Below are 12,545 nucleotides of genomic sequence, written 5' to 3'. Positions count from 1 at the left end.
ACATCAAATTGCGGGCAGATTTTTATTCGAATGACCGCAATTGTAACAATTGCTATATCTAGACTAGCCGCTTTCGTTCATTTGAGGGAGGGATCATCAGTGACTCGCGGTATTTGGCGATGGTGCGCCGGGCCACTTTGATACCCTGGTCGCCCAGCTCTACAGTGATTTTGCTGTCGCTTAAGGGCTTTTTCGGGTTTTCTGTGGCAATTAATTTTTTGATCAGGGCTCTAATGGCAGTCGATGAGCACTCGCCGCCAGAGTCGGTACTGACGTGGCTGGAGAAGAAATACTTAAGCTCGAAGATGCCTCTGGGAGTGTGCATATACTTTTGCGTAGTCACCCTGGAGATGGTCGACTCATGCATTTCAACCGCCTCGGCAATATCGTGCAACACCAGGGGCTTCATAGCTTCTTCGCCATATTCCAAAAAGCCACGCTGGTGTTCGACAATCCGAGTGGCGACTTTCATCAGTGTTTCGTTGCGGCTTTGCAGGCTTTTAAGAAACCAGCGTGCTTCCTGCAAATTGTCGCGTAGGAAATTGTTGTCATCGCTATTATCTGCCCGTTTGACCAACGAGGCATAGTCGCTGTTAATTTTTAATTTGGGAGCAATATCGGGATTGAGTTCAACGATCCAGCGGCCTTTGACCTTTTTTACATAGACGTCGGGCACAATATACTGGGTGGTGTCCGGTGCAACCATTTCACCCGGGTTGGGGTTCAGGGTTTGTATCAGGTTAAGCACTTCACGTAGCTCGGGTTCTTTGAGTTTGCTGCGGCGCATCAATTGTGCGTAATCACGGTTGCCCAGTAGCGATAGGTGGCGGTTAATAACTACCTTGGTTTCCTTCAACCAGGGCGTATCCGGGGAAAGTTGATTGAGTTGAATCAGCAGGCACTCCTGTAAATCCAGTGCTGCTACCCCCGGGGGGTCAAACTGCTGAACACCGTGCAATACGGCTACCACTTCATCGAGCTCGATATCGGGATTGTCTTTAATAAAGCTGTTGTGTAGCTGCTCTGCTGATAGGGTTAGGCGACCATTGTCATCAACGGCATCAATAATTGCCATGGCAATACTGCGATCAATATCAGACATGCGGGTCAGGTTAAGCTGCCATAACAGGTGATCCTGCAGGGACTCGGTCACGCTGTTGCGGGAATCAAAGTCGAAGTCTTCGTTGCTTGAGGTGGCCTGTGATGAGTTGGGCGTGGACGGTGTGCTGGATTGGTAGACATCGTCCCACTGGGTATCGACAGGCAAGTCTTCCGGAATGTTTTCCTGCCACTCACTGTCAGCGTTGGGGCCTTCCACCTCAACCGTCTCGGTTTTGGCTTCTACATTGTTACTGAAATCGACTTCCTCGGTTTTGACTTTTTCCTGTTCGCTATCAGCTTTGCGCTCGGCTTCCTGCTCCTCATTAACATCCAGCATGGGATTGCTTTCCAGCGCTTGCTGGATTTCCTGTTGCAGGTCGAGGGTGGATAATTGAAGTAGTTTGATCGCCTGTTGTAGCTGAGGCGTCATTGTCAGTTGTTGACCGATTTTAAGCTGTAGCGATTGTTTCATAGGCTATCGTGTTACCCATACTGCATATCTCTGGCGGGGTTTTGCTGGTAAGTGCGCACTACTGTGCCGCTTCGAGATATGGGATGCTTAGTGTCTTACATGGTTGAAAAATAACAAATATATGGATTTCTTATTTGTTTGACTTAGGGACAGTTTAGCGGTGGTTTTCGCTACTAGCAATGCTACTAGCAATAGTTATACCGATTTTGCGAAAAACTCCCACTTTTTTACAATACAAATTGGTGCCCCAGGTAAGTATCGCGGACTTTTTTGTTGTTAAGGACGGTGTCGGCATCTCCTTCAGAGATAATATGGCCTTCGCCGACAATGTAGGCCTTCTCGCAAATATCCAGTGTCTCGCGGACATTGTGGTCAGTAATCAGTACGCCAATTCCTATATCTTTCAGGTGGGTAATGATCTGTTTGATATCTCCCACGGAAATAGGGTCAACCCCTGCGAAAGGCTCATCCAGTAAAATAAACGAGGGCTCAGTGGCAAGGGCGCGGGCAATTTCCACTCGGCGGCGCTCCCCCCCCGACAGGGCCATACCCAGGCTGTCGCGGATATGAGTGATATGAAATTCCTGTAGCAGGCTTTCCAGTTTGTCGTTGCGCTGTTGTTTATTCAGGTCGCTGCGGGTTTCGAGGATGGCAGAAATATTGTCTGCCACGGTGAGTTTGCGGAAGATCGACGCCTCCTGGGGTAAGTAACCAATACCCTGGCGAGCACGGCCATGCATGGATAGGCCGGTCAGGTCTTCGCCATTGAGGGCAATAGTGCCCTGGTCGGCGGTGACAATACCGACAATCATATAGAAGCAGGTGGTTTTACCGGCACCGTTAGGGCCTAGCAGTCCCACAATCTGTCCGCTGTGGACTTCCAGTGACACATCTTTGACCACCTTACGACCTTTATAGGCTTTGGCCAGGTGATTGGCTGTCAGTACAGGCATTGTGTTCCTTATTCTTTAATCTTTATTTTCGGGGGATGTTGAAGATTCGGTTTCGCTGTTACCTTCCGGGATTAGTACCATCTTAACGCGGTCGGAATTGTCCTTGCCGCCGATTGCTTTCACTTGCTCGGAGGCAATATTGTACTCAATTCTTTTGCCCGAGACCGTTGTGCCATTTTGCTCGATGGAGGCATTCTCACTTAAGATAACCGTATCTTGTTTCAGGCGGTAATGCAGTTTGTTGGCATCGGCTTTGATGGGCGCTTTGCCGGGATCTGACTGCTGTTCAAAATGCGCGGGCTTGCCCAACGCCACGATAGAAATCACTTTTCTGTCTTTGCTGCGGACAATAATATGGTCACCGGAAATTTTTAACGAGCCCTGGGTCATCAGTACATTGCCAAAGTACTCGGTTTTCTCGCCATTTTTAAGCGCCTTTTGGCTAGCCCTGTCGGACTGTATATTGATCGGTAATGCGCTGTCTTCCGGCAGCGCAAGAGCAGCCGGACTTAATAGGGCCAGGGAGAAAAGCAATGCGCTGGAAAATAAGTTATTGAGCATCTTCTGGTGCCGCCGTTGGTTCATACTGGCCTCTGACTTGATCAAGTAACGCAATATGTTTTTTTTCTAAATCCGCTTTCATGCCAATAGCGCGAGTAAAGCCGTTATCATTGCGCAGGGTAACGGGCTTGTCGGTGCTGGCGCGTTTTTTATTGGGATAAACAAAAAGTTGTGGTGTAGTTAACGATGTCCGTTTGTTGTCATTAATAATTTCAACACGTTGTTCCAGGTCGATTTTACTACCGCTGTTATAAGCTGTGCCAGAAAGTGCCTTTATTCGCCAGCTTGCAATACCGTTTTGATAAACCTGAAAATAAGGCTTTTGCAGGCTAATGCTATCATCTTTGGGGTTATGCTGAAGAGATTCGCTGTTCATAACGATATCCAGCTTGCCGGTCTCATCATATTCTTTGGTGGAGCTTTTGATCAGGTAAAAATCCGGCTGTAGCTTCACTTGTGTATTGCCGGTTAGGGCTGGCGGGGTACCTGTTTCAGCATAAAACAACAAAAACACCAGCAATACCAAACCGGCCACTACGGCGATACTAGTATTGATATTGCGGGTGCTAAATAGTTTCATTTCGGTCAAGCAACGCCAGCGTTCAGCAAGTCATGTAGGTGCACGGCGCCAATAGGTTGGTTGCTTTCATTAATCACTGCCAATACGCTTATTTTGCCGTTGTCCATAATGGCTAATGCTTCAGCGGCTAACATATTAGCTGTGGCGGTCTTACAGTTAATCGTCATCACATCGTTGATAGCGGTATTATGAATATCAATGCTTTGGTCCAGGGTGCGGCGCAAATCACCATCAGTAAAAATCCCAAGTAGTGATTGCTGGTCATCAATAATAGTGGTCATGCCCAGCCCCTTGCTAGTGACTTCCAGCAGGGCATCGCTGAGTTTGGTACCGCTGTTGACTATCGGTATTAATTGCCCCGTATGCATAACGTCTTCGACTTTGAGTAACAGCCTGCGACCCAGTGCGCCGCCGGGATGAGAGAAGGCAAAATCTTCAGCGCTAAATCCCTTGGCTTCCAATAGTGCAATGGCCAGGGCATCACCCATAACCAATGAAGCAGTAGTGCTGGAAGTTGGCGCAAGATCCAGTGGGCAGGCCTCTTCGGATACAGAGACGTTTAAATTAACATTGGCAGCGGTTGAAAGCGTTGAGCCCGGGTTGCCGGTCATGCTAATCAAAGGGGTGCCCATTCGTTTTAACAGCGGTAATAAGGTGACTACTTCAGCGGTATTCCCCGAATTTGATAAAGCCAGTACTACATCGTTAGGGGTGATCATACCCATATCCCCATGGCTGGCTTCACCGGGGTGAACAAATATGGCGGGGGTGCCGGTGCTGGCCAGCGTTGCCGCTATTTTGGTGCCAATATGGCCGGATTTCCCCATTCCGGTAACGACCACGCGGCCGCTGCAGGTCATCATTAATTCACAGGCCTGGTCAAAACTCTGATCAATATGCTGGATCAGTTCATTGACGGCATCGCGCTCCATAGCAATGGTGCGAAGGGCAGAGGTTTTATAGAGACTGTCGGTATTTTCAGTCATAACTCAATCAATTTTCCCGTACATGGTTAAGGGCTGTCTAAGGGTGTGCCGCCGTGGCCGGCTAGGCACCAATCGGAAACAGTAAATAATAATAAGCGCCATAACACAACAATAATAAAAGACCATCGCCTCGGCTGATGGTAGCAGTCCCCGGCGATTTTTTATTGGCCCACCAGTGGCGTCCATATATTAATAAGACTAACACCAGGGTAAGGCCAGTCATGGATAAATAATCCCGGTTAAATACAGCGGGCTCCAGAGCGGCGGGGGCAATCAGTGCAGGCATAGCCATCACAGCTAACAGATTAAATAAGTTGGAGCCGACCACATTGCCAATAGCAATATCATGGTGGCCCTTAAGGGCACTGGCGGCACTAGCGGCGAGTTCCGGCAAGCTGGTGCCAACGGCAACCACGGTCAGGCCAATAATCAGCTCACTGACACCAAAGGCCAACGCCACTTCCCGGGCGCCCCAGACCAGCAATCTTGAGCTGACAATCAGCAAAACTAAGCCGAGGAAGAATAGCCACCAGGCTTTGCCCTGCGATAGCTCGGGGATATGTTCAATATCGGCTTCGTGCTCGGCATCGGGTTGGTGAGACTTGCTATTGACCAGATAATAGAAGATGCCTGCCAGTATCAGTAAAAAAGCAATACCATCCATCCTGCCCAGCTGGTGGTCATAGAGAAAGAATAATACGGCCAATGTTGCCCCAAGCAACAAGGGTATTTCTCTTCTTAGTAAGGTTTTGGCGATAGGAATCGGTGAGATGATCGCGGTGATACCAAGCACAAGGCCAATATTGGCCAGATTTGATCCCAGTGCATTGCCAACAGCCAGACCGCCGGCATTATCCATGGCGGCATTGATGGCGACGATAATCTCGGGAGCGGAGGTGCCCAGCGCCACGATCGTGAGGCCGATCATAATCGGTGCCATACCGAGGTTGCGGGCAATACCCGCAGCCCCGGCCACAAAACGGTCCGCGCTCCAGATTAGGCCAATAAACCCGATAATAATGGCAACGCTGGTTATGATCATAGATTCGCTGAGTTTTGGTAGTTAATGGCTGGGGTCGTTTCGACGGTGGCTGCATTATATAGAGCTTGAGCAGAAAGGGTATGTTTTACAGCCTGAAATACCTCATTTCTCCTTTGGGTACTGTTACCGCTGAAGGTTTTTGGTTACATTAGGCTAGTATTCAAATTGACCGTAACTATCAACAGAAGCTATTAACAGAAACTATTGATAAAAACTATCGATAAAAACATGGGAACAGATTTATGAAGGATTTTCGCTCGGTGGCAGCCTTGGTGGCTTATTCAGCTAAAACGTTTTTAGCCGCAGCTATCTTATGTGTTTGGGCTGTGGCAGTAGCTGCCCAGGATGTAGAGAAAGCATCCCCGGTCAGCGCCAACGATGTGGTTAAGGGTACAACAGAGAGAGTGATGAAAATCATCACTGATGCCCAGGGTTACTACGAAACTGACCCAGACCGCTTTTACTATGAAATAGAGTTGATATTATCCGATGTGGTTGATTTTAATAGTTTTTCCCGTGGTGTAATGGGCCCCTATGCTAGCAAAAAACAGTATATGACGCTGAAAACCGCTGCAGAGAAGGCCGCTTTCAAAGCTCGCATGAAGCGCTTTGCCGATACCTTTAAAGATGGCTTGGTACAGACCTATGCTAAGGGTTTGCTCGCTTTTAATGGCAATAGAATTGAAGTATTGCCACCTGCTGAGGGCGCGCCAACCGAGGGTAGCGTGACTGTTATCCAGCATATTTATGGCGATAGTGAAAAACCCTACGTGGTGCAGTACAAAATGCGTAAAAACCGGGCCGGTGATTGGAAGTTGCGTAATGTCACCATTGAAGCCATTAATTTGGGCAAGGTTTACCAGAGCCAATTTCGTTCTGCGGCCAGGCAATACAAAGGCGATATTGATGCTGTGATCGATAATTGGAGTGTGGACCCTACCAATAAGGGCGCCGACGCTTAATCTAACGTCATTCCCGCCCTCCCGTCATTCCCGCGAAGGCGGGAATCCAATGCTGTAGATTTCCGCTTGAGCGGAAATAACAGCATAAGCATGCACTCTGGATTCCCGCCTTCGCGGGAATGACGTTGCTTTACGGGAATGACAGCTCGCAATTAATCCCCAGATTCCGTACAATCCCCGCCTTTTTCCCGTTGCCGGTTTTGCTTTATGTAATCACTCGGTAGCTCAATAAATAGTCTGCTAATCTGTCAGTAGCCCCTACCTTGGCTGCGGAGCTTTTAATATGGAACCTGAAAACGTTAAACAACTGCTGCAAACACATCTTACCGATTGTGATATTGAAGTAGCAGGGGATGGTCGTCACTTCGATATCACCGTGGTGGGGGATGTTTTTGAAGGTTTAAATGCGGTCAAAAAACAGCAGCTGGTGTATGCGGCGCTAAACCCGCAAATTGCTGATGGCAGCATCCATGCTGTTAATATGAAGACATATACCCGTGCCGAAATGGCAGCTAAATCCCAATCCTTTTAAATAACGGGCTTTTTTGATGGATAAATTACTGATCAGTGGTGGCGCAACCTTAAATGGTGAGATTCGGATTTCCGGCTCTAAGAACTCAGCCCTGCCTATCTTAGCGGCAACCTTGTTATGTGATGAAATTGTCACTATTCGCAACCTGCCTCACCTGCACGATATTACTACCATGATTGCGCTGCTGCGCTGTATGGGGGTTGATGTGGTGATTGATGAGATGTTGGGTATCGAAGTTAATGCCAACACCATTGAAGATTTAACTGCGCCTTATGAATTGGTTAAAACCATGCGCGCCTCAATCTTAGTGTTAGGCCCAATGCTGGCGCACTTTGGTGAAGCCAATGTATCTTTCCCCGGTGGTTGTGCCATTGGTAGCCGTCCCGTAGATTTGCATCTGCGCGGCCTCGAAGCGTTGGGTGCAACGGTTGATGTGGATGAAGGTTATATTCGCGCCAAGGTTGATGGTCGTCTTAAAGGCGCATATATCTTAATGGATACTGTAACCGTGGGTGGCACCGAGAATATCATGATGGCCGCAGCCTTAGCCGAAGGGACAACGGTGATTGAAAACGCCGCCCGTGAGCCGGAAGTGGTTGATTTGGCAGAATGTCTAAACGCAATGGGTGCCAAGGTCAGTGGTCATGGTTCGCCCACTATTACGATTGAAGGTGTAGAGCGTTTGCATGGCTGTGAATATTCAGTGATGCCCGATAGAATTGAAACCGGTACCTATTTGGTGGCTGCCGCTGCAACCGGCGGACGCGTTAAATTAAAAGATACCCGCTCCGATATTTTGGAAGCGGTACTGGTTAAGCTGGAAGAGGCAGGAGCCAAAATCACCACCGGTGATGATTGGATTGAATTGGATATGGAGGGGCGCAGGCCTCAGGCGGTTAATATTAAAACTGCCCCTTATCCTGCTTTCCCTACGGATATGCAGGCGCAATTTACCGCCATGAATGCGATTTCGGAAGGCACTAGTCGAGTCACAGAAACCGTCTTTGAAAACCGCCTGAACCAGACCCAGGAAATGAATCGTATGGGTGCTAAGATTTCTATTGAAGGCAATACTGCCATCATAGAGGGGACGGATACCTTGCAGTCAGCACCGGTTATGGCTTCTGATCTCAGGGCGTCAGCCAGTTTGGTTATTGCAGGTTTACTGGCTGAAGGTGATACGGTGATTGATCGTATTTACCATATTGACCGCGGCTACGAATGTATTGAAGAGAAACTACAGCTGCTGGGCGCGAATATTCGTCGTTTGGCGAAGTAAATCACGAGCTACTAAAGAAGCACTATGGACCAACAAGTCATTATCGCCTTAACTAAAGGCCGTATCCTCAAAGAGACACTGCCCTTGTTAGCAGCGGCAGGCATTGAGCCGATTGAAGATATTAGCAAGAGCCGCAAGCTGATTTTTGATACCAACCAGCCGGATATCCGTTTGCTAGTTATTCGTGGTTCGGATGTGCCGACCTATGTACAACATGGTGCGGCTGATATGGGCGTGTCTGGTAAAGATATGTTGCTAGAGGCCGGCGGTGCTGACTTATATGAATCGTTAGATTTAAATATTTCCAAATGCCGTTTAATGACAGCGGGTCTGGTGGGTAAAGAATTACCTCAAGGTCGTGTTCGTATCGCTACAAAATTCACCAATGTGGCAAAACACTATTGCGCGGAAAAAGGTATTCAAGCCGATATTATTAAGCTCTATGGTGCAATGGAGTTGGCGCCTTTAATGGATTTGGCCGATATGATTGTCGATATTGTGGATACCGGTAATACCTTAAAGGCCAATGGTATGGAGCCGCAGGATTTAATTGCGGATATCAGTTCCCGTCTGGTGGTGAACCGTGCCGCCATGAAGCGCAAGCACCAGCGTATTTCACAAATTATTGAGCAACTGCGCGCAGCGGTGGAGGCGGCTTAAATGTCAGCGTCTATTACCCGCCTCAATGCCAATCAAGCCGACTTTGAGCAGCGCCTAAGCCAGTTACTGGCCTGGGATTCTGTGTCTGACGACTCTGTTGTGGGGGTGGTTAATGATGTGATTGCCGCGATTAAAGCGCGTGGTGATGAAGCCTTGTTAGAGTACACCAATCGCTTTGATCGTATGAGTGCAAAGTCTATGACCGAACTGGTGATGGATAAAGCGCAAATTAAACAATCCCTGACGATGATTTCTGCAGCAGAGCGCACGGCGCTGGAAACAGCCGCCAATCGAATTCGCTCTTATCACCAGCATCAAAAACAAGATTCCTGGTCTTATCAAGAAGCCGATGGCACCGTGTTGGGCCAACAGATTACTGCCCTGGAAAAAGTGGGTGTGTATGTCCCCGGTGGTAAAGCGGCTTATCCATCCACCGTTTTGATGGATGTGATTCCTGCGAAGGTGGCAGGGGTTGAAGAAATTGTGATGACCAGTCCCACGCCCGATGGTGAAATCAATCATATTGTACTGGCAGCGGCAGCCATTGCCGGTGTTGATAAGGTCATCACCGTTGGTGGCGCGCAAGCCGTCGCAGCATTGGCCTACGGTACTGAAACCATTCCACAAGTTGATAAAATTGTTGGGCCGGGCAATATTTTTGTAGCCACAGCAAAGCGGCAGGTCTTTGGCCAGGTGGGGCTGGATATGATTGCCGGACCGTCAGAGATTTTAGTGATCTGCGATGGTCAAACCGATCCCGATTGGATTGCCATGGATTTGTTTTCTCAGGCTGAGCACGACGAAAACGCGCAATCTATTCTGGTTTGTCCCGATGCTGCGTTTATCGATAAGGTTGAAGCCAGTATTAAAAAGTTGCTACCCACCCTGGAGCGCGAAGCTATTGCTACAGCGTCTTTGTATAACCGTGGGGCGTTAATTCAGGTGAGTGATATAGAGCAGGCGATTGCGGTCTGTAATCGTATTGCCCCCGAGCACCTGGAATTATCCGTTGAAGACCCTGAAGCATTATTGCCGCAAATTAAACATGCCGGTGCCATCTTTATGGGACGTTATACCTCAGAAGCATTGGGTGATTATTGCGCTGGCCCTAACCACGTTTTACCCACCTCGGGTACGGTGCGTTTTTCTTCGCCGTTGGGTGTTTATGATTTCCAAAAGCGCAGCTCGATTATCCACTGCTCGGCGGAAGGTGCTTCGGAGTTGGGTAAAGTGGCTTCTGTTTTGGCACGAGGTGAGTCCTTAACGGCTCACGCCCGCTCTGCTGAATACCGTATCAAGAAATAACGCCATTACCCGCCCCCTGTCATTCCCGCGAAGGTGGGAATGACAGGGGGGGAATGACGGTGCGATTTACTCCCTGGCGTTTGGCCGGCTGCCCACCACTGCATTCACATTCATTATTTGTCCTTCCCTGACAATTTCAATAGCCACTTCTTCACCGGGTCTGGTGGCGGCAATAAAGTTCATGCCCGCGTGACCATCACCCACCGGTTGCCCGTTAATACTGGTAATAATATCCCCACCCACTAAACCACTGTCATCCGCCGGGCCACCCCGATAGGTACCGGTGATAATAACGCCGTTGTTAAACGGCAAATTATAAGATTGCGCAATAGCGGCAGGTATTGCTTGCACCTCAATACCCAGCCAGCCCCTGATCACTTTGCCGTACTGGATAAGGTCCGACATAATTCTCAAGGCGAGATCGGAAGGGGTAGCAAGACCTATACCCTGTGAGCCACCGGAGTTACTTTGAATGGCAGTATTAATACCCAGTAGTTTGCCCTGGGCATCAACCAGTGCGCCGCCGGAGTTACCCGGGTTAATAGCCGCATCGGTTTGAATAAAGTTTTCATAGGTGGTCAGTCTTAAACCGTAGCGGCCAGTAGCGCTGATAATACCTTGGGTGACGGTATGGCCAAAACCATAGGGGTTGCCAATCGCTAACACCACATCACCCACCATGGCTTGGGATGGATCGCCGATAGTAATAGTCTCAAGGTCACTTAAGTCAATTTTTAGTACCGCTAAGTCGGTCTCCGGGTCAGTGCCAATCACTGTTGCCAAAGCTTCCCGGCCATCTTGTAGCAAGACTAAAATCTCATCGGCCTCTTTGATGACGTGATTGTTCGTCAGGATATAGCCGTTAGGGTTGATGATAATACCCGAGCCCAGGCTGCGTTCTACCCGTTCTTTTTGCTGGATATTATTGCGCTGTAAAAAAAAGCGGAAAAAGGGATCTCTATATCGGCGTGGCAGTTCCTGCTTAACGGTTTTGCTGGTGTAGATATTAACCACAGCAGGGGCTGCCTGTTTTACCGCTTGGGAATAGGAGTAGGGACCTTGCAGACTGGCTGGCGCAGCAATTTGCTGGCTTTGGCCATTGCTGGTGGAGTTATCCAAACCCAAAAAATTGGGGAAGTGATCCAGAATAATAATGGCGGCTAATAAGCCACAGACAACGGGCCAGCGCAAAAATTGGAAAAACTCTTTCATAAGGGTGTTAGCCACACTTGAGATTTACGTTTGATGCTGTAGCCTAACATGAGTTTTGCTGCGGTGGCAGATCTATATCTATTCTACAAGTACTGAGCGAATAACGATGTCTGTAAGCCTGAAAGAGTTCTTAAACTGTACTAATGAATTATTAAAGCCGGAAGCCTTTAATGATTATTGCCCTAATGGTTTGCAGGTGCAGGGCAGTGAAACCATCAATACTTTAATAGCCGGTGTGACTGCCAGCCAGGCTTTGATTGATCGTGCGATTGAAGAAAACGCGGATGCGATTTTGGTACATCACGGTTATTTTTGGAAAGGGGAAGATCCCTGTATTGTGGGTATAAAACATCGCCGTATAGAGGCTTTGTTAAAACATAATATCAGTTTGATTGCTTACCACCTGCCGCTGGATGCTCATCCGGTAATGGGTAATAACGCCCAGCTTGCCAAGTTGCTTGACCTAACCGTGACCGATGGCCTGGAACCCGGCAATCCCCATTCGGTGGGTAATATTGGCCGTCTGGCGGCGCCTTTGTCGGCAGAACAATTTTGCCAGCATGTGAATGCCGCCCTGGGACGAGAGCCCTTATTCATTAAAGGTGGGGATCAACTGATAGAGACTATTGGTTGGTGTACCGGCGGCGCACAGGGTTATATTGACCAGGCGGCATCGCTGGGTGTGGATGCTTATCTTTCCGGTGAGATTTCTGAGCCTACTGTGCATAGCGCAAGGGAATTGGGTATTCACTATATAGCGGCGGGGCATCACGCAACGGAGCGCTATGGTGTGCAGGCAGTGGGTGAGTTTGTCGCTGAGAAGTTTGGTTTGGATTACCAATTTATTGATATTGATAATCCGGCTTAGCTCTTGGCATCACGTTTACGTATACGAACTGT

General features: G+C 48.7%; 13 protein-coding genes. 6 read left to right on the top strand and 7 right to left on the bottom strand.

What is annotated here, in order from left to right:
- Window positions 1-58: 58 nt before the first annotated feature.
- The 6 genes from P8H32_RS10495 to P8H32_RS10470 form a co-directional block, all read right to left on the bottom strand.
- Window positions 59-1,573 (bottom strand): RNA polymerase factor sigma-54, encoded by a 1,515-nt coding sequence (locus P8H32_RS10495; RefSeq protein WP_297291215.1) that lies wholly within the window; start codon window positions 1,571-1,573, stop codon window positions 59-61.
- A gap of 227 nt (window positions 1,574-1,800) precedes the next feature.
- Window positions 1,801-2,526, bottom strand: a complete 726-nt coding sequence (gene lptB / locus P8H32_RS10490; protein ID WP_301089350.1) for an LPS export ABC transporter ATP-binding protein — start codon at window positions 2,524-2,526, stop codon at window positions 1,801-1,803.
- Between the two features lie 15 nt (window positions 2,527-2,541).
- Window positions 2,542-3,087, bottom strand: a complete 546-nt coding sequence (lptA, locus tag P8H32_RS10485; protein WP_297291217.1) for a lipopolysaccharide transport periplasmic protein LptA — start codon at window positions 3,085-3,087, stop codon at window positions 2,542-2,544.
- Window positions 3,077-3,667 (bottom strand): LPS export ABC transporter periplasmic protein LptC, encoded by a 591-nt coding sequence (gene lptC / locus P8H32_RS10480; RefSeq protein ID WP_301089349.1) that lies wholly within the window; start codon window positions 3,665-3,667, stop codon window positions 3,077-3,079. Before lptC ends, lptA begins: the two co-directional genes overlap by 11 nt.
- A gap of 5 nt (window positions 3,668-3,672) precedes the next feature.
- Window positions 3,673-4,653, bottom strand: coding sequence for a KpsF/GutQ family sugar-phosphate isomerase (locus P8H32_RS10475; RefSeq protein ID WP_297291219.1), 981 nt, complete (start codon window positions 4,651-4,653; stop codon window positions 3,673-3,675).
- Between the two features lie 61 nt (window positions 4,654-4,714).
- Entirely contained in the window at window positions 4,715-5,695 is a 981-nt protein-coding gene (locus P8H32_RS10470) for a calcium/sodium antiporter (protein WP_297291220.1), read from the bottom strand.
- 242 nt (window positions 5,696-5,937) lie between these two features.
- On the opposite strand from P8H32_RS10470, the gene P8H32_RS10465 reads away from it, so the two are divergent.
- From P8H32_RS10465 to hisD, 5 genes are all read left to right on the top strand, one after another.
- Window positions 5,938-6,657, top strand: a complete 720-nt coding sequence (locus P8H32_RS10465; RefSeq protein WP_301089348.1) for a phospholipid-binding protein MlaC — start codon at window positions 5,938-5,940, stop codon at window positions 6,655-6,657.
- Window positions 6,658-6,940: 283 nt separating this feature from the next.
- Window positions 6,941-7,189 carry a BolA family protein gene (locus P8H32_RS10460; RefSeq protein ID WP_297291121.1) on the top strand — a complete coding sequence of 83 codons (249 nt, stop codon included), beginning with the start codon at window positions 6,941-6,943 and terminating at the stop codon, window positions 7,187-7,189.
- Window positions 7,190-7,205: 16 nt separating this feature from the next.
- Window positions 7,206-8,468 carry a UDP-N-acetylglucosamine 1-carboxyvinyltransferase gene (murA, locus tag P8H32_RS10455; RefSeq protein ID WP_297291122.1) on the top strand — a complete coding sequence of 421 codons (1,263 nt, stop codon included), beginning with the start codon at window positions 7,206-7,208 and terminating at the stop codon, window positions 8,466-8,468.
- Window positions 8,469-8,492: 24 nt separating this feature from the next.
- Window positions 8,493-9,128, top strand: a complete 636-nt coding sequence (gene hisG / locus P8H32_RS10450; RefSeq protein WP_297291123.1) for an ATP phosphoribosyltransferase — start codon at window positions 8,493-8,495, stop codon at window positions 9,126-9,128.
- Window positions 9,129-10,433, top strand: a complete 1,305-nt coding sequence (hisD, locus tag P8H32_RS10445) for a histidinol dehydrogenase (protein WP_301089347.1) — start codon at window positions 9,129-9,131, stop codon at window positions 10,431-10,433. It abuts the gene before it with no gap.
- A gap of 66 nt (window positions 10,434-10,499) precedes the next feature.
- Here hisD and P8H32_RS10440 read toward each other — a convergent pair whose 3' ends face one another.
- The gene (locus P8H32_RS10440; protein ID WP_297293026.1) at window positions 10,500-11,645 is read right to left on the bottom strand and encodes a trypsin-like peptidase domain-containing protein; all 1,146 of its coding nucleotides are present in this window, start codon (window positions 11,643-11,645) and stop codon (window positions 10,500-10,502) included.
- Between the two features lie 106 nt (window positions 11,646-11,751).
- On the opposite strand from P8H32_RS10440, the gene P8H32_RS10435 reads away from it, so the two are divergent.
- Window positions 11,752-12,513 carry a Nif3-like dinuclear metal center hexameric protein gene (locus P8H32_RS10435; protein ID WP_297293027.1) on the top strand — a complete coding sequence of 254 codons (762 nt, stop codon included), beginning with the start codon at window positions 11,752-11,754 and terminating at the stop codon, window positions 12,511-12,513.
- The last annotated feature ends 32 nt before the right edge of the window (window positions 12,514-12,545 follow it).

Source organism: Oceanicoccus sp. (assembly GCF_029238675.1).
GTDB lineage: Bacteria > Pseudomonadota > Gammaproteobacteria > Pseudomonadales > Dasaniaceae > Oceanicoccus.
Note: the sequence above shows the minus strand (reverse complement) of the source record. Positions and strands in the feature narration are given on the sequence as shown.

What these genes read in the sequence shown, in the direction of transcription:
- lptA (WP_297291217.1), bottom strand. Translation starts at nt 3,087, where the DNA reads ATGCTCAATAACTTATTTTCCAGCGCATTGCTTTTCTCCCTGGCCCTA.
- lptC (WP_301089349.1), bottom strand. Translation starts at nt 3,667, where the DNA reads ATGAAACTATTTAGCACCCGCAATATCAATACTAGTATCGCCGTAGTG.
- lptB (WP_301089350.1), bottom strand. Translation starts at nt 2,526, where the DNA reads ATGCCTGTACTGACAGCCAATCACCTGGCCAAAGCCTATAAAGGTCGT.
- hisG (WP_297291123.1), top strand. Translation starts at nt 8,493, where the DNA reads ATGGACCAACAAGTCATTATCGCCTTAACTAAAGGCCGTATCCTCAAA.
- P8H32_RS10495 (WP_297291215.1), bottom strand. Translation starts at nt 1,573, where the DNA reads ATGAAACAATCGCTACAGCTTAAAATCGGTCAACAACTGACAATGACG.
- hisD (WP_301089347.1), top strand. Translation starts at nt 9,129, where the DNA reads ATGTCAGCGTCTATTACCCGCCTCAATGCCAATCAAGCCGACTTTGAG.
- P8H32_RS10460 (WP_297291121.1), top strand. Translation starts at nt 6,941, where the DNA reads ATGGAACCTGAAAACGTTAAACAACTGCTGCAAACACATCTTACCGAT.
- P8H32_RS10470 (WP_297291220.1), bottom strand. Translation starts at nt 5,695, where the DNA reads ATGATCATAACCAGCGTTGCCATTATTATCGGGTTTATTGGCCTAATC.
- murA (WP_297291122.1), top strand. Translation starts at nt 7,206, where the DNA reads ATGGATAAATTACTGATCAGTGGTGGCGCAACCTTAAATGGTGAGATT.
- P8H32_RS10475 (WP_297291219.1), bottom strand. Translation starts at nt 4,653, where the DNA reads ATGACTGAAAATACCGACAGTCTCTATAAAACCTCTGCCCTTCGCACC.
- P8H32_RS10435 (WP_297293027.1), top strand. Translation starts at nt 11,752, where the DNA reads ATGTCTGTAAGCCTGAAAGAGTTCTTAAACTGTACTAATGAATTATTA.
- P8H32_RS10440 (WP_297293026.1), bottom strand. Translation starts at nt 11,645, where the DNA reads ATGAAAGAGTTTTTCCAATTTTTGCGCTGGCCCGTTGTCTGTGGCTTA.
- P8H32_RS10465 (WP_301089348.1), top strand. Translation starts at nt 5,938, where the DNA reads ATGAAGGATTTTCGCTCGGTGGCAGCCTTGGTGGCTTATTCAGCTAAA.